We start from the raw sequence: 19299 nt of genomic DNA, 5'->3' as shown, positions 1-19299 counted from the left end.
GGTTCCAGGCGATAAGGTCGCCGAAACCGCCCCTCCCCGATATCACCGCGCCTTCAACGCCGCCTGCGCCGCCGCCAGCCGAGCGATCGGCACGCGGTACGGGCTGGCCGAGACATAATCCAGCCCGACCTGCTCGCAGAAGGCGATCGACGCCGGATCGCCGCCATGCTCGCCGCAGATGCCGAGCTTGATCCCCGGCCGGGTGTCGCGACCGCGCTCGGCGGCCAGGCTGACCAGCTCGCCAACGCCTTCGACATCCAGGCTGACGAACGGGTCCTTGGCGTAGATGCCCTTCTCGACATAGGCACTCAGGAAGCGCGCCGCATCGTCGCGGCTGACGCCCAGCGTGGTCTGGGTCAGGTCGTTGGTGCCGAAGGAGAAGAATTCGCCCACCTCGGCGATCTCCCCGGCCTTCAGCGCGGCGCGTGGCAGCTCGATCATGGTGCCGACCAGATATTCGACCGTCTTGCCGCGCTCGGCGAAGACGGCCTGCGCCGCCTTGTCGACCACCGCCTTCATCAGCTCCAGCTCGCGGCGCGTGGCGACCAGCGGGATCATGACCTCCGGGATCGGCGCCTCGCCCGACTTCTCCGCGACGTCCAGCGCCGCCTCGAAGATCGCGCGGGCCTGAATCTCGTAGATTTCCGGGTAGGTCACACCCAGGCGACACCCGCGATGGCCGAGCATCGGGTTGAACTCATGCAGTTCATTGGCCCGGCGCTTCAGCGTATCGACGTCCACGCCCGCCGCCGTCGCGACCTCGGCGAATTCGGCCTCCTGCTGCGGCAGGAATTCGTGCAGTGGCGGATCGAGCAGGCGCACCGTCACCGGCAGGCCCGCCATCACCTCGAAGATCGCGGTGAAGTCGGCACGCTGTTCGGGCAGCAGCTTGGCGAGCGCGGCACGGCGGCCCGCTTCGTCCGATGCCAGGATCATCTGGCGTACCGCCGTGATCCGCGCCGAATCAAAGAACATATGTTCGGTGCGGCACAGCCCGACGCCCTCCGCGCCGAACTCGCGCGCGGTGCGGCAGTCGAGCGGAGTCTCGGCATTGGCGCGCACCTTCAGGCGACGGACCTGATCGGCCCATTCCATCAGCGTGCCGAAATCGCCCGCCAGTTCGGGCTGCACGGTCGCGACCGCGCCGACCATCACCTCGCCGGTCGAACCGTCGAGCGTCAGGATATCGCCTTCGCGCACCTCGCGCGAACCGACGCGGAGCAGCTTGGCCTTGTTGTCGATCGCCAGCGAACCCGCGCCCGACACGCAGGGCCGTCCCATGCCACGCGCCACGACCGCCGCATGGCTGGTCATGCCGCCGCGCGCGGTCAGGATGCCCTTGGCCGCGTGCATGCCGTGAATGTCCTCGGGCGAGGTTTCGACACGGACGAGGATCACTGCCTCGCCTGCCGCCGCCGCACGCTCGGCGGCGTCGGCGTCGAACACCACCTTGCCCGACGCGGCCCCCGGCGAGGCAGGCAGGCCCTTGGTCAGCACGTCGCGGTGCGCGTTCGGATCGAGCGTCGGGTGGAGCAGCTGGTCAAGCGCCGCCGGATCGACCCGCGCGATCGCTTCCTCGCGGGTGATGAGGCCCTCATTCGCCATGTCGACCGCGATCTTCAGCGCGGCCTTGGCGGTGCGCTTGCCCGAGCGGGTCTGGAGCATCCAGAGCTTGGCCTGTTCGACCGTGAACTCGATGTCCTGCATGTCGCGGTAATGCGTCTCGAGCTGGTCGAAGACGGCCGCCAGCTCGGCGTACACCTCCGGCATCGCCTCTTCCATCGAGGCGGGCTTGGCGTTCGCTTCCTCGCGCGCGGCCTTGGTCAGATATTGCGGCGTGCGGATGCCCGCGACCACATCCTCACCCTGCGCGTTGATCAGGAACTCGCCATAATAGGCGCGGTCGCCCTTGGACGGATCGCGGGTGAAGGCCACGCCGGTCGCCGAGGTGTCGCCCATATTGCCGAAGACCATCGCCTGCACGTTGACGGCGGTGCCCCAGTCGGCGGGAATGTCGTTCAGGCGGCGATAGACCTTGGCGCGCTCCGACTGCCACGATCCGAACACAGCGCCGACCGCGCCCCAGAGCTGGTCGTGCACGTCCTGCGGGAAGGGCTTGCCCCACTGCTCCTCGACCAGGCCCTTGTAGACGGTGACGAGCGCCTTCCAGTCCTCGGCCGTCATCTCGGTGTCGAGGGTGAAGCCGTTATCCTCCTTGGCGATCTCCAGCGCTTCCTCGAAAGCACCGTGATCCAGCTCAAGCACCACATCGGCATACATCTGGATGAAGCGGCGATAGCTGTCCCAGGCGAAACGCTCGTCGCCCGCCTTCTTCGCCAGCCCCTCGACGGTCGCGTCGTTCAGGCCCAGGTTCAGCACCGTGTCCATCATGCCCGGCATCGACACCCGCGCGCCCGAGCGGACCGAGACGAGGAGCGGATTTTCAGGGTCGCCGAAGCGCTTTTCCGTCACCGCCTCGATATGCGCGATGCCGTCGGCCACCTCGTCGCGCAGCTCCTGCGGGAACTGCTCACCATCCTCGTAATAGCGGGTACACATCGCGGTCGAGATGGTGAAGCCGGGGGGCACCGGCAGGCCGATCGAGGCCATTTCGGCCAGGTTCGCGCCCTTGCCGCCAAGCAGATTCTTGTCCCCCTTGCCGCCGTCCGAAACGCCGCCGCCGAAACGGTACACATAGGTCATCGGTTCGATCCTTTACTGGTCGTCACGTCCGACGCCCTGGGGACACAGGCGTCGGGTTTAATAAGGCGATATTGCCGGAGGGGAAGACAGGAACGTTTGCACCCGTCTCCCGATCCGGCTCAGATCACCCCTCGATCCGCGAGAAATCCGCCACGGTGTGGACGGCCGCCCGGACACGGGCGAGCAGCGCGAGGCGCACGGTCCGCTTGGCCGGATCGGCGTCGTTGACGGTCACGTCGTCGAAGAACCGGTCGATCGGCGCGCGCAAGCTCGCGAGCGCGGCCATGGCGGCCTCAAAATCTTCGGCCTTCACTGCTTGCGCAGCCTTGGGCTCGGCCGCGTCGAGTGCGGCGATCAGATCGGCCTCGGCGGGTTCCGGGGTGTAGGTCGGCGCGGTCCAAGGCTGGTCGCCCTCGACACCTTCCTTCTTCAGGATGTTCGCGGCGCGCTTGTATCCGGCGAGCAGGTTCGTGCCGTCGTCGGTGGTGACGAAGGCTTGCAGCGCACGAACGCGGGCGAGCAGGCGGACGAGATCGTCCTCGCCGCCGAGCGCGAAGACCGCGTCGATCAGATCGTGACGTACGCCCGCTTCGCGTTGCTGGACCTTGAGGCGATCGATCAAGAACGAACCCAAAAATTTTGGTGCGTCCTTGACAGACGCGTCAATCCCTCGCGCGGTTTCTAAGAATTTTGTGATAGCATCCGCCGAATACCCATATTCGTCTTGATCTGGATGATCCGGATACCGATAGGAAGACAAGCCATAAGCGACGTCATCACCTAAGTCTTTCAGGCTTGCTGCGACAAGAGGCTGATAGACAGCATCCGCTGCTTCGAAAAACGCAGCGTTCCAATTCATGCGAAGATTGTTGGCCTGAACGGTGGAAATCCAGCCCAACATTGCTCGACGAAGTGCGAATGGATCTTTTGACCCACTGGGAAATTGCTCGGCCGCGAAAAAGGCAGCCATCGTATCCAGCTTATCCGCCAGCGCCACGGCCACCGTCACCGGTGCGGTGGGGACGTCATCGCCCTGCCCGACCGGCTTATAGTGATCGCGAACCGCCTCGGCCACGCGCGGGTCTTCGCCCTGCGCGACGGCGTAATAGCCGCCCATCAGGCCCTGCAATTCGGGGAACTCGCCGACCATGCCGGTGAGGAGATCGGCCTTCGCCAGATACGCAGCGCGCTCCGCCAGATCGGCAAGCTCGCCCCCCCCGTAAACGGGGGTGGATGGGAGGGGGGCCTCTCCACGAGCGACGTCGCCTGGGGCAAGGCCCTCCCCTAGCCCCTCCCGCCTGCGGGAGGGGGATTCGGTGACGATCCCCTCTTCGACCAGCCAGCGGGCGAGCTTCGCCACCCGCTCGACCTTGTCGGCGACGGTGCCGAGCTTCTCGTGGAAGACGATCTTTTCCAGCTTGGGCCGCAGATCGTCGAGCTTCGTCTTCAGGTCGGTCTCGTAGAAGAAGCGCGCGTCGGACAGGCGGGCGGCGAGCACCTTGCCATTGCCCTCGACGATCTTCGCGCCGCCGTCGGTCGCTTCGATATTGGCGGTACAGACGAACGCGTTCGCCAGCTTGCCGTCGCCCGAGCGGCAGACGAAATATTTCTGGTTCACCCGCGCGGTCAGCTGGATGACCTCAGGCGGCACGTCGAGATAGGCTTCGTCGAAGCGGCCGAGCAGCGGCACCGGCCATTCGGTCAACCCGGCATTCTCGGCAACCAGCCCTTCGTCCTCGACCAGTTCCAGCCCGGCCTCGGCGGCCAGCGCGGAAGCACGTTCGCGGATGATCGCGGCGCGCTCGTCCTGGTCAACCAGCACCTTGGCGGCGCGCAGTTGTTCGACATAGGTGTCGGCGCCGGTCAGCACGATTTCGGCGGGTGCGTGGAAGCGGTGGCCTCGCGTGACATTGCCGCTGGTGATCCCGGCGATCTCGAACGGCACCACCTCGGCTCCGAACAGCGCAACGATGGCGTGCAGCGGGCGGACCCAGCGCATCGACTCGGTCGAGGCGGACTCCGCGCCCCAGCGCATCGACTTGGGCCATGGGAAGGCGCGGACGATCGCGGGGATCGCCTCGGCCAGAACCTCGGCGGTCGCGCGGCCGGGCTTTTCGGTGATCGCGAAAAGCACGCCGTCACGCTCGGTCAGCTGCTCGCGCGTCAGCCCGGTCTTGCGCAGGAAGCCCTCCAGCGCCTGCGGCGGCGCAGAGGCGCGCGGCCCCTTCACTTCCTCGGACACCGCCTCGGTCGCGGCAGGCAGCCCGCGCGCGATCAGCGCCAGACGGCGGGGACCGGCATAGGTGACGATCTCACCCGCCGACAGACCGGCCTTCGCCATTTCAGCGGTGAACAGCTTGGCGAGGTTCTCGCGCGCGCCCGCCTGCATCCGGGCGGGGATTTCTTCGGAGCGGAGTTCGAGCAGAAAATCGGTCATCACGCCGCCCATCCGTTCTTGTCCATCCAGGCGCCGCACGCGCCCTTCGCGAGGTCGCGGACGCGGCCCATATAGGCCTGGCGCTCCGCCACCGAGATCACGCCGCGCGCCTGCAACAGGTTGAAGGTGTGGCTGGCCTTGATCGCCTGTTCATAGGCGGGGATGGGCAGCTTGGCCTCCAGGCAGCGTTCGCACTCGGCCGCTGCCTTCTTGAAAGCGTCGAACAGCGTGTCGGTGTCGGCGACCTCGAAGTTCCAGGTCGACATCTGCTTCTCGTTTTCGAGAAACACGTCGCCGTAACTCACGCCCTGATCGTTGAACGCCAAGTCGTACACATTGTCGACGTCCTGGATATACATGGCCAGACGCTCCAACCCGTAGGTCAGCTCGCCCGCGACCGGCTTCATGTCGTAACCGCCCATCTGCTGGAAATAGGTGAACTGCGTCACCTCCATCCCGTCGCACCAGACTTCCCAGCCCAGCCCCCAGGCGCCCAGCGTCGGGCTTTCCCAGTCATCCTCGACGAAACGGATATCATGCTTGGTCATGTCGACGCCGATCGCCGCCAGGCTGCCCAGATACAGGTCCTGCAGGTCGGCGGGCGACGGCTTCAGGATCACCTGATACTGGTAATAATGCTGGAGCCGGTTGGGGTTCTCGCCATAGCGGCCGTCGGTCGGACGGCGGCACGGCTGGACGAAGGCGGCGTTCCAGCTGTCCGGCCCCAGCGCGCGCAGCGTGGTCGCGGGGTGAAAGGTGCCCGCCCCCATCTCCATGTCATAGGGTTGCAGGATCACGCATCCCCGCTCGCTCCAATAGTCATGGAGGGTGAGGATCATGCGCTGGAAGGAAAGTGGTCCTTCCGGGGGGCCGTTTCGGGTCTGCATAATGGCGCAGGCTTTGGCGGATGCCCCTTTCGCGGTCAAGGCGAGCGGCTATGCCTCCAAGACCTTCCAGTCAGTGACGCGTGATATTTTGTCAGGTCTTGTTGACAATGTCGCGACTCACTGTCACTTTGTCATGGTCACCTGACATTACGTCATGCATGGGTGACAAAGGGAGGTTGGCCATGCAAGAGGAGGTGGACATGAAAAATCGCCTCAAGGTGCTGCGCGCCGAACGCAACTGGAGCCAGGCGGAACTCGCCGGGCGGCTGGATGTGTCGCGCCAGGCCGTCAACGCCATCGAGACGGGGAAATACGACCCCTCACTGCCGCTCGCCTTCCGCATCGGACGGCTGTTCGACATGCCGATCGAGGAGATTTTCGATGACGAACATGACGGCGAGTGAGGGTAGCGCCCGCTGGGGCGAAAGCCGCGAGGCCGCGCGGGCGTCCCGCCGTAAGCAGCGGCGAATCTTGTTGGTCGTCATGGCGATCCTGCTGATCGTCGGCCTGCCCTTTCTGGAGGGGTTCATCGACGGCTTCCTCCATCGTCCTCAAGCACCCATGCCCCATCCCTCGGCACAGCTTGCTGCGGTCATCATGCTGATCGTCGTCGGCGTCATGACGTGGCGCAACTGGCGCGAAACCGACGAGATGCAGCGGCGGCTGGCAATCGAGACCTGGGCCGTGATCGGGGTGACGAACTTCGTGCTTCACCCGCTGCTGACCATCGTCGGTGCGCAGACGGATCGAGTCGATTTCGAGGACTATAGCTGGGGCGTATCGGTCATGATCGGGCTGATCTTCTATGTCGTCCGGCGGGTGCGGTCATGAGCCGCCGCCTGACCCGCGCGGCCATCGGCAGCGGCATCGCGCTGTCGCTGCTCGGCTGGGGAGCCGGACGGTTGGGCGAGGTCACGCTCGATGCGATCCGCCCCGACATCCAAGCCGCCGCCGTCGCCGCCCATGGCGCGCGAATGCCGACATTCTCCGTCCATCTGTCCATCGAGGTGCGACCATGACCATGAATTCCTCGCGCATCGCCAAGGGGCCGAGCGAGCGCGCCAACCACCGGCTGCTGGCGATTTCCGGCGCTGTCGGCGGCATCGCCGGGCTTTCGACCGCACTGATCGTCCTGCGGCAGCCCGAGGATGCGGTCGCACCTGCCGATCCCTGGTCCTCGCCGCTGCCGCTCTGGTTCGCTGTGCTGATGGCGCTGATCTGGGGCGTGGTGATACCCGTCATATCATGGCGCTGGCACCGGGTCGTCGACGAGCATGAGCGCCAGGCGTATCGCGACGGTGCCGTCGCCAGCTTCTATACGGTCGGCCTCGGCGTGCCCGTCTGGTGGTTCCTGTGGCGCGGCGGCGCGCTGCCCCCGGTCCAGATCGAATGGGTATATGGCGCGATGCTGGGCGTCGGCGGCATCGTCTGGCTGTGGCGCAAATACGCCTGATCGTCGCCGCCTTCTACCATCCGGCCCCTTCCTTTTCCGAAAGTCCGATCCCATGAAGACGATCATGAAAGCCGCCCTCACCTCGCTCGCGCTGATGCTGGCGCTTCCCGCCTGTGCGCAGAGCAAGCCCGCGCCGAACCCCAATGACGCCGATCCCGCGCTCTGGGTGGTCAAGGATGCCGACACCACCATCTATCTGTTCGGCACCATCCATGTGCTGAAGCCCGGCCTGTCCTGGTTCGACGAGGCGGTGAAGACCGCCTTCGACAAGTCCGACCAGCTGATGCTGGAAATGGTGCAGCCGGATCAGGCGACGATGCAGCAGATCGTGATGAAGAACGGCATCGTCACCACCGGCCCGACCCTGACCGAGCAGCTGCCCGCCGACAAGCGCGGCGCCTATCTGAAGGCGCTGACCGATGCGGGCCTGCCGCCCCAGGCGTTCGACCGGATGAAGCCGTGGCTGGCGGGCGTCACCCTGTCGCTCGCGCCGATCCAGAAGCTGGGCTATGATCCCAAGAACGGGCCGGAGACCGTGCTGGCCGACGCCGCCAAGGCCCAGAACAAGCCCGTAGCCGGGCTGGAAACTGCCGAGCAGCAGATCGGCTTTTTCAACGGCCTGTCGCAAAAGGCACAGATCGAGTTCCTGACCTCGACGGTCGACGACCTGCCCAAGGCGGGCGAGGAAATGGCCGAGATGGTCGACGAATGGGCCAAGGGCGATCCCGACGCGCTGGCCCGCACGATGAATGAAAGCCTGAAGGACTCGCCCGAGGTCGCCAAGACCCTGCTGACCGACCGCAACACCCGCTGGGCGACGTGGATCAAGCAGCGCATGGCCAAGCCCGGCACCGTCTTCATCGCGGTCGGCGCGGGCCATCTGGCGGGCAACGACAGCGTCCAGGCGCAGCTCGCCAAGCAGGGGATCAAGGCGCAGCGCGTCGCCTATTGATGCCCTCCCCCGCGCCGCTTTCGGTCGGGGAAGCGGCGCGGACGGCCCCTATTCCTCCGCCGTCAGATCGTCGTCGGAGGGCTCATAGCCGAGTATGTCGCCCGGCTCGCATTCCAGATAGCGGCAGATGGCGGCCAGCGTCGAGAAGCGCACGCCCTTCACCTTGCCCGACTTCAGCAGCGACAGGTTCGACTCGGTGATCCCGATCGCCTCGGCCAGCTCCTTCGACTTCACCTTGCGCCGTACCAGCATCAGATCGAGATTGACGGTCACGGGCATCAGACGATCTCGGCCAGATCGCCCCGCGCACGCAACCCCGCCGCCAGCGCCCAGATCGCGGCCCAGGCCGCCCCGGCGAACAGCAGGCGCTCGATGATCTGGGTGAAGTCGATCAAATAGGAAAAGGCCCCGACATCCGTTATCGCGCCGAGAAAGACGGCGTCGCGCAGCACTTGCGCCAGGGGTTCGACGATCGCCATGACGATCGCCACCGCCGTCGCCCGCTGCAGCCAGCGTATTCCGCGCCAATCGCGATGCTCCTGCCGGTTGCCGAACGACCATAGCGCCATGCCGACCGAGAAGAACAACAGGGCGAAGGGCAGAATATCCAGCATCTGGATGCCGAACAATCGCCACCACCAATAGGGCTCCGCCATGGCTGCGGTCATTCGCTCTGGGGCCTTAGGCAAGCTTGCGATGACGTGTCGAACCTCCGGCGACAATTGATCGAGCGGCTGGGGCTTGGGGCGACATCCGTCATTGCAGTCGATCATGAAGGCCTGCCACTGCGGACCCACCAACATCGCGGGCAGCGTTGCCGCCCCCACCCCCGCGATCAGGAAGCACAGCAGCGCGAACACCCGCACCACCCGCGCGCGCCCACGGCTCATGAAATATCTGCCCGGCATTGCATTCTTTCTGTTTTACAGAAATTCATATTCATCATACATCAACCTTTGTAGGGAATCGATGGGGAGTCTCTATGACCAAAGGACGTTTTCGATGCGCCTCCTGTTTGCCGCTGCCCTGCTGATCTGCCTGCCCGCGACCGCCTTCGCGCAGGACAAGCCCACATTTGCCGGCCCTTATGCGGGACCGGAGGCCGGTGTCCTGATCCATGGCTTCCGCCTTGGCGATGACGTCAGCAGCCGCAAATATGTGGGGGCGGGGCTGGCCGGGGGTGGCTTTGCCGGCATCATGCTGCCCGCCAGTGAAAGCCTGCGCTTGGGGGGCGAAGTGGCGGTCCAGGCCGGGGGCGGCACCGTGCGCAGCCAGCAGATTTTTGCCTTCTACGAACAGAAGGCGCGGTGGGGCTATAGCGTGACCGCGCGAGCAGGATATGTGGTTGGCGATCGCACCATGGTGTTCGCTGAGGCGGGCTATGGCGGCTATTGCTATGACGTCCGGCTGGCGAACGTCATCGACGATGACGGCAACGGGCCCAGCGGGTTGGTCGGCGGCATCGGCATCGAGCGGCAGATCGGTCGCAACATCGGCATCCGCTTGCGCGCCCAGGCTGGCCAGGAGCATGGCCGCATCCTGATCGGCCTGCCCATCCGCTTTTAGGATCGATCGGCATTCACGACGTTTTTCCTGTCCTTTGCCCCCTTTGAGGGGAGAGGGACCGGAAAACGCCGAATGAATCTCGATCTGCCCCGATCGACGCGGCGGCATCGACCTTGCCTTTTGGCACCTTTGCCGCTATGCGCCGCCGCTTCCGGTCATGGTCATCCCTGGAGGCGTGGTCGGAAGCCTATATCCATTTTGTTTCGGAGTAACTGGAATGAGCGACACCCTTACGCTCGCCGCCGAGACGCGCGATCAGGTTGGCAAGGGAGCCTCCCGTTCGCTGCGTCGTGAAGGCCGCGTCCCCGCCGTGATCTATGGCCAGAACAAGGCCGCCGCGTCGATCCATCTCGAAGAGAAGGCCCTCGTCAAGGCGCTGATGACCGGTCATTTCTTCACCTCGGTCATCATGGTGGACGGCCAGCGCACGCTGGCGAAGGACGTCGCGTTCCATCCGGTCACCGACCGCCCGCTGCACGTCGACTTCCTGCGCATCGGCGAGCATGAGACCGTCACGGTCGCCGTGCCCGTCGTGTTCACCGACGAAGACGAGAGCGGCATCAAGCAGGGCGGCGTCCTGAACGTCACCCGCCACGAGATCGAGCTGGTCGTCGACGCCGCCAACATCCCGACCGAAATCAGCATCTCGCTGAAGGGTCGTGCGGTGGGCGATTCGATCCACATCTCGGACGTGAAGCTGCCCAAGGGTGCCGAACCCGCCATCGACGACCGCGACTTCGCGATCGCCACCATCGTCCCGCCGACGGTCCCGACCGCCGCGGACGAGGCGGCCGACGCCGAGGCGGCTGCCGAAGGTTCGGAAGAGGCCTGATCCGGCCTCGCTTTCCCCTCAGGGTCAGCGAACGAAATCAGGGCAGGCGGCGGCAACGCCCCTGCCCTTTTTCGTGCCGGTTTCAAATCCTCCCCAAGCCATGCTTGGGGAGGGGGACCATCCGAAGGATGGTGGAGGGGGACGACGACGGACCGGCCATGCCCCTTCACCACGCCCTGCGGGCGCGGTCCCCCTCCCCATCTGACGATGGGGAGGACTACAAGAATAGCAAAAGGGCCGCCGAACCCGAAGGTCCGACGGCCCCGCTCATCCCCGCTCGAGGACTCGTCGGAACGGAGGGGGTGTTCCGATTTAGCCCTGACCCTGGCTCAGGAAGCCGGTCAGTTCGGTCTTGGACACCGTCTTGTCCTTGTCGGTGTCGGCCTGCGCAAAGGCGCTGCCGACCCACTTCTTGGTGGCGGGCGCGTCCGCCTTGGTCGACGGGTCGGTCTGCGACTTCAGCGCGACCATCCACTGGGCGAATTCGGCCTTGTTCAGCTTGCCGTCGCCGTCCTTGTCATAGGTCGGGAACTGGGTGTCGACGACCTGGGCGATCTGGCTGCCGGTTGCCTGGACCTGACCCTGGGCAGGAGCCGCCGGTTCGGCCGCAGGCTGCGCAGTTTGCGTCGGGTCCGCCGTTGTTGCGGCCGCCTCTTGCGGCGCGGTCGAAGTGGTCTGGGCCGGCGCAGGCGTGACCTGCGCCAGAACGGGGGCAGACGCCATCATCGCGGCGCCAAGAAAAGCATATTTCATCATCTCGTCTCTCCCTTACGTTGGTCGATCGATGACTGCGAAGATCAGGAACGCATCTTCATCATTAGTGATACGGTCCTAAACTCCATTATGCCAGATGGGGATCCGTCCTTGGGATTTGAAGGCTCGGCTCGTCCCTGCTAACGGCACGGTACGCCGTGATTCCGAAAGGGACTGCACGGTGAGCCGTGCCGTTTCCACGACCTGAAGGTGTCCCGATGATTCCGCGCTATTCCCGTGCCCCCATGACCCGGATCTGGGATCCCCAGACCCGTTTCCGCATCTGGTTCGAGATCGAGGCCCATGCCACCGATGCGCTCGCCGAACTGGGCGTGGTTCCGAAGGAAGCCGCCGCGCGTATCTGGGAAGCCGACAAGGCAGCGGGCGATTTCGACATCGACCGCATCGATTCGATCGAGGCGGAGACGAAGCACGACGTCATCGCCTTCCTGACCCATGTCGCCGAGCGGACCGGGCCGGAAGCGCGCTTCCTGCACCAGGGAATGACCTCGTCCGACGTGCTCGACACCTGCCTGGCCGTGCAGCTGGCGCGCGCCTCGGACATCCTGATCGAGGACCTCGACGCACTGCTCGCGGTCATCAAGCGCCGCGCGTACGAGCACAAGCTGACCCCGACCATCGGGCGCAGCCATGGCATCCATGCCGAGCCGGTCACCTTCGGCCTGAAGCTGGCCCAGGCCTATGCCGAGTTCGACCGCAACCGCGCCCGCCTGGTCGCGGCGCGCGCCGACATCGCCACCTGCGCCATCTCGGGCGCGGTCGGCACCTTCGCCAATATCGACCCCAGCGTAGAGGCCCATGTCGCCGAGAAGATGGGGCTGACCGTCGAGCCCGTCTCGACCCAGGTCATCCCGCGCGATCGTCACGCGATGTTCTTCGCCACGCTGGGCGTGATCGCCAGCTCGATCGAGCGTCTGGCGACCGAGGTCCGTCATTTGCAGCGCACCGAAGTGCTGGAAGCGGAGGAATATTTCTCGCCGGGCCAGAAGGGTTCGTCGGCGATGCCGCACAAGCGCAACCCGGTGCTGACCGAGAATCTCACGGGCCTCGCCCGCATGGTGCGCGGCTATGTCACCCCGGCGCTGGAGAATGTCGCTTTGTGGCATGAGCGCGACATCAGCCACTCCTCGGTCGAGCGCTATATCGGCCCCGACGCGACCATCACCCTGGACTTCGCGCTCGCCCGCCTCACGGGCGTGATCGACAAGCTGGTCGTCTATCCGGCGCGGATGGAGAAGAACCTCAACAAGATGGGCGGCCTCGTCCATTCGCAGCGCGTGCTGCTGGCGCTGACCCAGGCAGGCGTGAGCCGCGAGGACAGCTATCGCCTCGTCCAGCGCAACGCGATGAAGGTGTGGGAGTCGGACGGCGAATTGTCGCTGATGGAGCTGCTCAAGGCCGATGCGGATGTGACGGCGGCGCTGTCGGTCGAGGAGATCGAGGCGCGGTTCGACCTCGATTATCATTACAAGAATGTCGACACGATCTTCGCGCGGGTGTTCGGCGAAGCGTGATGATGGGGGGAGTTCCATTGGCGTGGTGACGCGCTGAACCGGACTCCCCTCCCCCAGCCCCTCCCGCCTGCGACAGGGGAGTTTATGGGGGAAACGTTTGCCCATAGCCCCTCCCCTCCCGCAGGCGAGTTTCAGGTCGGTCATGCCCCCGGCATGACCTAAACGATGCGGGGCATCGTTTACCTGAAACTCGGCTGGCGAAGGGAACGCCGGTCGTTATTCGAGCGACCGGCCTGTGGGCCTCAAATCACCCCACCCAACCGGCCAGCCAGTCCGCCACCGCCTGCGGCGTCATCGCCCGCGCATCGGCCAGCGCCGTCTCACGCCCCGCATTGACCAGCCTGTTGGTCCTGGGATCGACGATCAACACGGCAGGCACGCCCGCCAACCGCCCCTTGATGCCATAGGACGCCGGGATATCCATATTCTGGTCGAACCGGCCGACATCGACCGTCACCACCTCGAAATGCTTCGCAACGAAGCTCCGCATCTGCGGCGTTTCCATCACCCCGGCCAGCAACCGGCAGTCGAGACACCAGTTGCCGCCCAGATCGATCAACACCCGCTTATGCGCCTTCGCCGCCCGCACCCGCGCCGCCGCGATCTCCGCCTTGGCGTCACCGGCATGATAGGGCAGCGGCAGCGGTTTGCGCAGATCCTCGAAACTGGAAACCCCGACACGCGGAGCCGATACCGGCGAGGCGGCGGGGAGCAGCACGCACGCAGCGAGCAGGGGCAAGGCGGCTTTCCACGGCGACATGACAATCTCCCTCATTCGATGCGCCATTGGAGCGCGCCCATTGCCGCAATGCAACGTGGTTTTACTTGGGTTCGATGCGCAAGCCCTATGGCCCCCCTTTAGACCAGGCGCGGACGAATGAGCTTTCGCCACCCGATCGAGAGCAGCGCATAGGCGACAATGGCGATGACGATCGTCCCAATCGTCTGAACCACGATGATGCCTTCACCGGGTGGCGGGCTCGCCGGGTCCCGGCTTCCGCCGAACAGACCGAAGGAAATGGTCACGACCAGCCACCAATAACCAGCGGTCAGGACGCTTTCCACCAGAGCGATGAGGAAGGTCTTCATCTGTTCTTCCCGACTGCGAAGGGGATGAGGTTCACATAATCCTGATAGGCGCCGCGACCTTGTTGCGGCGTCTTGCCATGGGCGACCAGGAAATAATCTTCGACGATCGAGGCCTGAGCCTCGATGCCATAGGACAGAAAGGATTTTTGCGATTTCGAAAGGTCGCCATATTCGTAACTGCGATTGAGCATGGCGCGAACACGCACCCACATGCCCTGCTGATATTGCCAGCAATGGGTGAGTTCATGGATCAACCAGGCCGCGCTGGTAATAGAGCCAGAAAAATCAGGCTTGTAGCTGGCTGGCGGAAAATAGACTTCGCCGTCGGGCGTGATGGCGGTGTCGCTCGGCTGGAAAAAATATGCGCGCTCATTATGCACTTTGACGCGCTTGTAATCGAGCGCGGTCCCGAAGACCTGCATCGCATATCGCAGTTCACCCGGCGTGAGTGCCCGGCTTATGCTTTTGCTCACCATCCCAGCCTCCCGATCGCAGCACTCAACGCCGGATCGCCACGATGGTGCCACGGAAGACCTCGACACCCTGACGATCAATCCAGCGCAGGTATATCCGATCAGCGCTCCGTGACGGAGGCTGGCATGGCGGAGAACATCACTCCCCCGCGAAGACACTCTTCAACTTGGCGAAAAAGCCCTGGCTTTCGGGGCATTCGTCGCCCGTCTCGGTCTCGCGGAAGAGTTCGAGCAGTTCGCGCTGGCGGGTCGACAGCCTGGTCGGCGTCTCGACCTCGATCTGGATGACCAGGTCGCCGGTGCCGCGCCCTTGCAGGACGGGCATCCCCGCGCCACGCTGGCGAAGTTGCTTGCCCGACTGGATGCCCGCCGGGATCTTGATCTCATGGCTACGGCCGTCGAGGCCGGGGATCGACAGCGAGCCGCCGAGCGCCGCCGTCGTGAAGCTGATCGGCGCACGCGCGAACAGGGTCGTGCCCTCGCGCTCGAACAGAGCGTGCCGCTTGACGTGGAGGAAGATGTAGAGGTCGCCCGCCGGGGCACCGCGCGCGCCCGCCTCGCCTTCGCCGGTCAGGCGGATACGGGTGCCCTCGTCGACGCCCGCCGGGATGTTGACGGCCAGAGTCTTGGTCTTTTCGACGCGGCCTTCCCCTCGACAATCGGGGCATGGATCGGCAATGATCTGGCCTGCGCCCTGACAGACCGGGCAGGTCCGCTCGACCACGAAGAAGCCCTGCTGCGCGCGCACCTTGCCGTGGCCGCCGCACTGTTGGCAGCTCTTGGCGCTGGTCCCGGCCTTGGCGCCGGTGCCGTCGCAGGTGTCGCACGCCGCCGAGACATCGACCGTGATCTCGGTCTGCTTGCCGTGGAACGCTTCTTCCAGCGAGATTTCCATGTCGTAGCGCAGGTCCGCGCCACGACGCGGCTGTTGCCGCCCGCCGCCGCGTCCGCCGCCCATGAATTCGCCGAAGACGCTTTCGAAGATATCCGAAAAGGCACCGAAGTCCTGCGCGCCGTGACCGCCGCCGCCGCCCATGCCGCCCTGCTGGAAGGCGGCATGGCCGTAGCGATCATAGGCCGCCCGCTTCTGGGGGTCCTTCAGGCAGTCATAGGCTTCGCTGATCGCCTTGAACTTGGCCTCGGAGTCCTTGCAGCCCGCATTGCGGTCCGGATGGTACTGCATGGCCAGCTTGCGGTAGCGCGACTTGATCGTCGCATCGTCCGCCGTGCGCTCGCATTCGAGCAGTTCATAATAGTCGATCGTCGTGCTCATGCCCGGTCTCGCCCCGTCCGCCCGTGCGCGCCTCGCTGGCCGACCGTGCCCTCAGGCCGGACGGAGCGACCGCCCAAGCGCTTCGCCACTTCATGCCCCGGAACGAATGGCCGGGGCGGTATTCGCAAATTCTGAACCGAAGGCCCGGCCCCACCCGAAGGGGGAGCCGGGCCGACCGTCTTACTTGGTGTCGTCGACTTCCGAGAATTCGGCGTCGACCACATCGTCCTGCTTGGCCTGGCCGGCATCAGCGGCGGGCGAAGCCTCGCCCTGCTGCTGCTTTTCATAAATGGCCTGGCCCATCTTCATCGCGACCTGAGCGAGGGCCTGCGCCTTCTCGTTCATGGTGTCGGGGTTGCCACCCTCGACCGCCGTCTTGGTCTCGGCGATCGCCGCCGCGATTTCCGACTTCAGCGACGCGTCGATCTTGTCGCCATTGTCGGCCAGCTGGCGCTCGGTCGTGTGGATCAGCGACTCGGCGTTGTTCTTGGCCTCGGCCTCGGCACGACGCTTCTTGTCCTCTTCCGCGAACTTCTCCGCGTCACGGACCATCTGGTCGATGTCGTTGTCCGACAGACCGCCCGATGCCTGGATGCGGATCTGCTGTTCCTTGCCGGTGCCCTTGTCCTTGGCCGAGACGTTGACGATGCCGTTGGCGTCGATGTCGAACGTGACCTCGATCTGCGGCACGCCGCGCGGTGCAGGGGGAATGCCGACCAGGTCGAACTGACCCAGCAGCTTGTTGTCCTGCGCCATCTCGCGCTCGCCCTGGAAGACCCGGATCGTCACCGCATTCTGGTTGTCGTCGGCGGTCGAATAGACCTGGCTCTTCTTGGTCGGGATCGTCGTGTTGCGGTCGATCATCTTGGTCATGATGCCGCCCAGCGTCTCGATGCCCAGCGACAGCGGGGTCACGTCGAGCAGCAGCACGTCCTTGACGTCGCCCTGCAGCACGCCCGCCTGGATCGCCGCGCCCATGGCGACGACTTCGTCGGGGTTCACGCCGGTGTGCGGGTCCTTGCCGAAGAAGTTCTTCACGACCTCACGAACGCGCGGCATGCGGGTCATGCCGCCCACCAGCACCACGTCGGCGATCTCGTCGGCCTTCATGCCCGCATCGGCCAGCGCCTTCTTGCAGGGCTCCAGCGTGCGCTGGATCAGGTCCTCGACCAGACGCTCCAGATCGGCGCGGGTGATCGTCTTCACCAGATGCTTCGGGCCGTTCTGGTCGGCGGTGATGAAGGGCAGGTTGACCTCGGTCGACTGGGCCGACGACAGCTCGATCTTCGCCTTTTCGGCCGCTTCCTTCAGACGCTGCAACGCCAGCTTGTCCTTGGCGAGGTCGATGCCCTCGTCCTTCTGGAAGCCCGACGCCAGGAACTCGACGATCTTGTTGTCGAAGTCTTCGCCGCCCAGGAAGGTGTCGCCGTTGGTCGCCTTCACCTCGAACACGCCGTCGCCGATCTCGAGGATCGAGATGTCGAAGGTGCCGCCGCCCAGGTCATAGACCGCGATCGTCTTGCCGTCCTGCTTCTCCAGGCCGTACGCCAGCGCCGCCGCGGTCGGCTCGTTGATGATGCGCAGCACTTCGAGGCCCGCGATCTGCCCGGCGTCCTTGGTCGCCTGACGCTGCGCGTCGTTGAAGTACGCAGGCACGGTGATGACCGCCTGGGTCACCGTCTCGCCCAGATACGATTCGGCGGTTTCCTTCATCTTCTGAAGCGTGAAGGCCGAAATCTGCGACGGGCTGTAATCCTTGCCGCCCGCATTGACCCACGCGTCGCCGTTCGGGCCGCGCGCGATCGAATACGGGACCAGCTCGGTGTCCTTCTTCGTGACGGGATCGTCGAAGCGACGGCCGATCAGGCGCTTCACCGCGAAGATGGTGTTGTCGGGGTTGGTCACCGCCTGGCGCTTGGCAGGCTGGCCGATCAGGCGCTCGCCATCCTTGGCGAAGGCGACGATCGACGGCGTGGTGCGCGCGCCTTCCGCGTTTTCGATGACCTTGGGCTTGCCGCCCTCCATGACAGCGACGCAGCTGTTGGTGGTGCCGAGGTCGATGCCGATCACTTTTGCCATAAGTCTCTAAATGCCCCTCGAGAACATAGTCTGAAAGTCGGATGCCGGGGTCCCTCGGTCCCGAAAGCGGCAACCGAAAACCCCGTTCACGAAGGCGGATATAGGTGGGCGATCCGTTGCCGCAAGATTGGATGGAACCTAGGGTCGTCTCGGGATTTGCCGAAACGGAAAGGTTTGCCATGCGTCGCGCTGTTTTTCTGGGCCTCTGGGCCACTGCCGGAGCGATGGCGTTGGGGGCGCTGGGTGGCTGTTCCGCCAAGCCCGAACTTTCGACCGAAGAGGGCTGGGTCCGCCTGGCCGCCGTGCCGGGGCGCCCGGCCGCCGCCTATTTCGTCATCCATGGCGGCCCCAAGCCGCTCGACCTGATCGGGGTGAGCAGCGACGTCGCGATCACCAGCGAGATGCATGAGGGCGGCATGGCGATGAAGAAGGTCGATTCCGTGCCCATCCCGGCCGGGGCCACCGTCGCCTTCGAGCCGGGCGGGCGGCATGTGATGCTGTACGACATGAACCAGGGGGTGAAGCCGGGACGCATCCTGTCGCTGCTCCTGACCTTTTCGGACGGCACCCGCCTGCGCCAGGGCGCGCGGGTGATCGCGGCGGGCGATCCGGCTCCGGGGAAATAAGCTCTCGGACCACGGGAAACACTTGCCGACGCGCAAGGACGGCTATTTCGGCCATATCGGCGGGGTCCGTATCGTCGCCAGGCCGCTGACCAACACCCAGTGGCAGACCCCGCGCCGGAGCTGAAGAATGGGGGCGGGCCGTGCGGGCGGCCTGCCCCTTTCCTACCCTCTCGATGCGCCCCATCTGGGCGTCATGACCAAGCGCCTCCTCACCCCTGCGGAAGAAACGCTGGCCCGGTCCGTCTTCGGCGACGCGATCGACTATGCCCGGGTTCACCTGTCGCCGACCAAATGGGCGTTTTTCCAGCCACGCGACACGGTGATGGCGCCCACCGGCTGCATCCATTTCCATCCCAGGGGCGATCTGTGGCGCGAGGATTTCGGCGCTTGCCCGCTGCATGAGCAAGGACTGTTCATCCATGAGATGGTGCATATCTGGCAGCACCAGCAGGGCCTGTTCCTGCCGCTGAAACGCCATCCCTTTTGCCGCTACACCTATTGCCTGAAGCCGGGGCAGCGTTTCGATCGCTATGGGATCGAGCAGCAGGCGGAGATCGTCCGCCATGCCTTTCTGCTGAAGCGCGGGGCGGTGGTTGCGGGGGCGCCGCCGCTGGCGCAGTATCGGACCCTGGTGCCGTTTC

The 19299-nt window shown here is 65.2% G+C and carries 22 protein-coding genes; 11 read left to right on the top strand and 11 right to left on the bottom strand.

The window, feature by feature from the left end; all coding sequences use genetic code 11:
• Positions 1 to 42: 42 nt before the first annotated feature.
• The 3 genes from ppdK to SP5_RS04415 form a co-directional block, all read right to left on the bottom strand.
• A complete protein-coding gene (gene ppdK, locus SP5_RS04425; RefSeq protein WP_042484663.1) occupies positions 43 to 2703 on the bottom strand; it encodes a pyruvate, phosphate dikinase in 2661 nt (886 codons plus the stop codon).
• Positions 2704 to 2827: 124 nt separating this feature from the next.
• Positions 2828 to 5140: a glycine--tRNA ligase subunit beta gene (glyS, locus tag SP5_RS04420; RefSeq protein WP_042484673.1), complete on the bottom strand. Its 2313-nt coding sequence runs from the start codon at positions 5138 to 5140 to the stop codon at positions 2828 to 2830.
• The gene (locus tag SP5_RS04415; RefSeq protein WP_174435504.1) at positions 5140 to 6027 is read right to left on the bottom strand and encodes a glycine--tRNA ligase subunit alpha; all 888 of its coding nucleotides are present in this window, start codon (positions 6025 to 6027) and stop codon (positions 5140 to 5142) included. Before SP5_RS04415 ends, glyS begins: the two co-directional genes overlap by 1 nt.
• On the opposite strand from SP5_RS04415, the gene SP5_RS19010 reads away from it, so the two are divergent.
• The 6 genes from SP5_RS19010 to SP5_RS04390 are packed head-to-tail and all read left to right on the top strand — an operon-like array spanning position 5978 to position 8432.
• Positions 5978 to 6172, top strand: a complete 195-nt coding sequence (locus SP5_RS19010; RefSeq protein WP_157013573.1) for a hypothetical protein — start codon at positions 5978 to 5980, stop codon at positions 6170 to 6172. The genes SP5_RS04415 and SP5_RS19010 overlap by 50 nt on opposite strands.
• Positions 6173 to 6227: 55 nt before the next feature.
• Positions 6228 to 6431, top strand: coding sequence for a helix-turn-helix transcriptional regulator (locus SP5_RS04410; protein ID WP_042484670.1), 204 nt, complete (start codon positions 6228 to 6230; stop codon positions 6429 to 6431).
• On the top strand, positions 6409 to 6858 hold the full coding sequence (locus tag SP5_RS04405) for a hypothetical protein (protein ID WP_157013572.1): 450 nt from the start codon (positions 6409 to 6411) through the stop codon (positions 6856 to 6858). Before SP5_RS04410 ends, SP5_RS04405 begins: the two co-directional genes overlap by 23 nt.
• Positions 6855 to 7046, top strand: a complete 192-nt coding sequence (locus SP5_RS04400; protein ID WP_042484653.1) for a hypothetical protein — start codon at positions 6855 to 6857, stop codon at positions 7044 to 7046. The genes SP5_RS04405 and SP5_RS04400 overlap by 4 nt, the downstream gene beginning before the upstream one ends.
• Entirely contained in the window at positions 7043 to 7480 is a 438-nt protein-coding gene (locus SP5_RS04395) for a hypothetical protein (protein WP_157013571.1), read from the top strand. Before SP5_RS04400 ends, SP5_RS04395 begins: the two co-directional genes overlap by 4 nt.
• A 52-nt stretch (positions 7481 to 7532) precedes the next feature.
• Positions 7533 to 8432, top strand: coding sequence for a TraB/GumN family protein (locus SP5_RS04390; RefSeq protein WP_042484647.1), 900 nt, complete (start codon positions 7533 to 7535; stop codon positions 8430 to 8432).
• A 48-nt stretch (positions 8433 to 8480) separates the two neighbouring features.
• On the opposite strand, the gene SP5_RS04385 is transcribed toward SP5_RS04390, so the two are convergent.
• Both SP5_RS04385 and SP5_RS19440 read right to left on the bottom strand, forming a co-directional pair.
• Positions 8481 to 8711 (bottom strand): helix-turn-helix domain-containing protein, encoded by a 231-nt coding sequence (locus tag SP5_RS04385; RefSeq protein ID WP_042484644.1) that lies wholly within the window; start codon positions 8709 to 8711, stop codon positions 8481 to 8483.
• The gene (locus SP5_RS19440; RefSeq protein WP_167334674.1) at positions 8711 to 9322 is read right to left on the bottom strand and encodes a hypothetical protein; all 612 of its coding nucleotides are present in this window, start codon (positions 9320 to 9322) and stop codon (positions 8711 to 8713) included. The genes SP5_RS04385 and SP5_RS19440 overlap by 1 nt, the downstream gene beginning before the upstream one ends.
• 112 nt (positions 9323 to 9434) lie before the next feature.
• Between SP5_RS19440 and SP5_RS04375 the strand changes: the two genes are divergently transcribed.
• Together SP5_RS04375 and SP5_RS04370 are read left to right on the top strand one after the other, a co-directional pair.
• On the top strand, positions 9435 to 9998 hold the full coding sequence (locus SP5_RS04375; protein ID WP_042484639.1) for an outer membrane protein: 564 nt from the start codon (positions 9435 to 9437) through the stop codon (positions 9996 to 9998).
• A 217-nt stretch (positions 9999 to 10215) separates the two neighbouring features.
• Positions 10216 to 10830: a 50S ribosomal protein L25/general stress protein Ctc gene (locus SP5_RS04370; protein ID WP_042484637.1), complete on the top strand. Its 615-nt coding sequence runs from the start codon at positions 10216 to 10218 to the stop codon at positions 10828 to 10830.
• 312 nt (positions 10831 to 11142) lie between these two features.
• Here SP5_RS04370 and SP5_RS04365 read toward each other — a convergent pair whose 3' ends face one another.
• Positions 11143 to 11586: an EF-hand domain-containing protein gene (locus tag SP5_RS04365; RefSeq protein ID WP_042484634.1), complete on the bottom strand. Its 444-nt coding sequence runs from the start codon at positions 11584 to 11586 to the stop codon at positions 11143 to 11145.
• Between the two features lie 215 nt (positions 11587 to 11801).
• Here SP5_RS04365 and purB point away from each other — a divergent pair, with 215 nt between their 5' ends.
• Positions 11802 to 13118 (top strand): adenylosuccinate lyase, encoded by a 1317-nt coding sequence (purB, locus tag SP5_RS04360; protein WP_042484630.1) that lies wholly within the window; start codon positions 11802 to 11804, stop codon positions 13116 to 13118.
• Positions 13119 to 13365: 247 nt separating this feature from the next.
• On the opposite strand, the gene SP5_RS04355 is transcribed toward purB, so the two are convergent.
• The 5 genes from SP5_RS04355 to dnaK form a co-directional block, all read right to left on the bottom strand.
• Positions 13366 to 13878, bottom strand: a complete 513-nt coding sequence (locus tag SP5_RS04355) for a thioredoxin family protein (protein WP_042484628.1) — start codon at positions 13876 to 13878, stop codon at positions 13366 to 13368.
• A gap of 98 nt (positions 13879 to 13976) precedes the next feature.
• A complete protein-coding gene (locus SP5_RS04350) occupies positions 13977 to 14207 on the bottom strand; it encodes a hypothetical protein (RefSeq protein ID WP_042484625.1) in 231 nt (76 codons plus the stop codon).
• Positions 14204 to 14683, bottom strand: coding sequence for an eCIS core domain-containing protein (locus SP5_RS04345; RefSeq protein WP_052811399.1), 480 nt, complete (start codon positions 14681 to 14683; stop codon positions 14204 to 14206). The genes SP5_RS04350 and SP5_RS04345 overlap by 4 nt, the downstream gene beginning before the upstream one ends.
• Before the next feature lie 136 nt (positions 14684 to 14819).
• Positions 14820 to 15953 (bottom strand): molecular chaperone DnaJ, encoded by a 1134-nt coding sequence (gene dnaJ, locus SP5_RS04340; protein ID WP_042484622.1) that lies wholly within the window; start codon positions 15951 to 15953, stop codon positions 14820 to 14822.
• A gap of 180 nt (positions 15954 to 16133) precedes the next feature.
• A complete protein-coding gene (dnaK, locus tag SP5_RS04335; RefSeq protein ID WP_042484620.1) occupies positions 16134 to 18032 on the bottom strand; it encodes a molecular chaperone DnaK in 1899 nt (632 codons plus the stop codon).
• Between the two features lie 179 nt (positions 18033 to 18211).
• On the opposite strand from dnaK, the gene SP5_RS04330 reads away from it, so the two are divergent.
• On the top strand, positions 18212 to 18658 hold the full coding sequence (locus SP5_RS04330; protein WP_042484617.1) for a copper chaperone PCu(A)C: 447 nt from the start codon (positions 18212 to 18214) through the stop codon (positions 18656 to 18658).
• A gap of 193 nt (positions 18659 to 18851) precedes the next feature.
• Positions 18852 to 19299 (top strand): hypothetical protein (locus SP5_RS04325; protein ID WP_042484616.1); only part of this gene is annotated, 448 nt, incomplete at its 3' end.

The sequence above is a fragment of the Sphingomonas parapaucimobilis NBRC 15100 genome (genome assembly GCF_000787715.1).
Classification (GTDB): domain Bacteria; phylum Pseudomonadota; class Alphaproteobacteria; order Sphingomonadales; family Sphingomonadaceae; genus Sphingomonas; species Sphingomonas parapaucimobilis.
The sequence above is the reverse complement of the archived record's forward strand: the minus strand, read 5'-3'. Positions and strand labels throughout refer to the sequence as shown.

What these genes read in the sequence shown, in the direction of transcription:
- ppdK (WP_042484663.1), bottom strand. Translation starts at nt 2,703, where the DNA reads ATGACCTATGTGTACCGTTTCGGCGGCGGCGTTTCGGACGGCGGCAAG.
- glyS (WP_042484673.1), bottom strand. Translation starts at nt 5,140, where the DNA reads ATGACCGATTTTCTGCTCGAACTCCGCTCCGAAGAAATCCCCGCCCGG.
- SP5_RS19010 (WP_157013573.1), top strand. Translation starts at nt 5,978, where the DNA reads ATGCGCTGGAAGGAAAGTGGTCCTTCCGGGGGGCCGTTTCGGGTCTGC.
- SP5_RS04415 (WP_174435504.1), bottom strand. Translation starts at nt 6,027, where the DNA reads ATGCAGACCCGAAACGGCCCCCCGGAAGGACCACTTTCCTTCCAGCGC.
- SP5_RS04410 (WP_042484670.1), top strand. Translation starts at nt 6,228, where the DNA reads ATGAAAAATCGCCTCAAGGTGCTGCGCGCCGAACGCAACTGGAGCCAG.
- SP5_RS04405 (WP_157013572.1), top strand. Translation starts at nt 6,409, where the DNA reads ATGACGAACATGACGGCGAGTGAGGGTAGCGCCCGCTGGGGCGAAAGC.
- SP5_RS04400 (WP_042484653.1), top strand. Translation starts at nt 6,855, where the DNA reads ATGAGCCGCCGCCTGACCCGCGCGGCCATCGGCAGCGGCATCGCGCTG.
- SP5_RS04395 (WP_157013571.1), top strand. Translation starts at nt 7,043, where the DNA reads ATGACCATGAATTCCTCGCGCATCGCCAAGGGGCCGAGCGAGCGCGCC.
- SP5_RS04390 (WP_042484647.1), top strand. Translation starts at nt 7,533, where the DNA reads ATGAAGACGATCATGAAAGCCGCCCTCACCTCGCTCGCGCTGATGCTG.
- SP5_RS04385 (WP_042484644.1), bottom strand. Translation starts at nt 8,711, where the DNA reads ATGCCCGTGACCGTCAATCTCGATCTGATGCTGGTACGGCGCAAGGTG.
- SP5_RS19440 (WP_167334674.1), bottom strand. Translation starts at nt 9,322, where the DNA reads ATGAGCCGTGGGCGCGCGCGGGTGGTGCGGGTGTTCGCGCTGCTGTGC.
- SP5_RS04375 (WP_042484639.1), top strand. Translation starts at nt 9,435, where the DNA reads ATGCGCCTCCTGTTTGCCGCTGCCCTGCTGATCTGCCTGCCCGCGACC.
- SP5_RS04370 (WP_042484637.1), top strand. Translation starts at nt 10,216, where the DNA reads ATGAGCGACACCCTTACGCTCGCCGCCGAGACGCGCGATCAGGTTGGC.
- SP5_RS04365 (WP_042484634.1), bottom strand. Translation starts at nt 11,586, where the DNA reads ATGATGAAATATGCTTTTCTTGGCGCCGCGATGATGGCGTCTGCCCCC.
- purB (WP_042484630.1), top strand. Translation starts at nt 11,802, where the DNA reads ATGATTCCGCGCTATTCCCGTGCCCCCATGACCCGGATCTGGGATCCC.
- SP5_RS04355 (WP_042484628.1), bottom strand. Translation starts at nt 13,878, where the DNA reads ATGTCGCCGTGGAAAGCCGCCTTGCCCCTGCTCGCTGCGTGCGTGCTG.
- SP5_RS04350 (WP_042484625.1), bottom strand. Translation starts at nt 14,207, where the DNA reads ATGAAGACCTTCCTCATCGCTCTGGTGGAAAGCGTCCTGACCGCTGGT.
- SP5_RS04345 (WP_052811399.1), bottom strand. Translation starts at nt 14,683, where the DNA reads ATGGTGAGCAAAAGCATAAGCCGGGCACTCACGCCGGGTGAACTGCGA.
- dnaJ (WP_042484622.1), bottom strand. Translation starts at nt 15,953, where the DNA reads ATGAGCACGACGATCGACTATTATGAACTGCTCGAATGCGAGCGCACG.
- dnaK (WP_042484620.1), bottom strand. Translation starts at nt 18,032, where the DNA reads ATGGCAAAAGTGATCGGCATCGACCTCGGCACCACCAACAGCTGCGTC.
- SP5_RS04330 (WP_042484617.1), top strand. Translation starts at nt 18,212, where the DNA reads ATGCGTCGCGCTGTTTTTCTGGGCCTCTGGGCCACTGCCGGAGCGATG.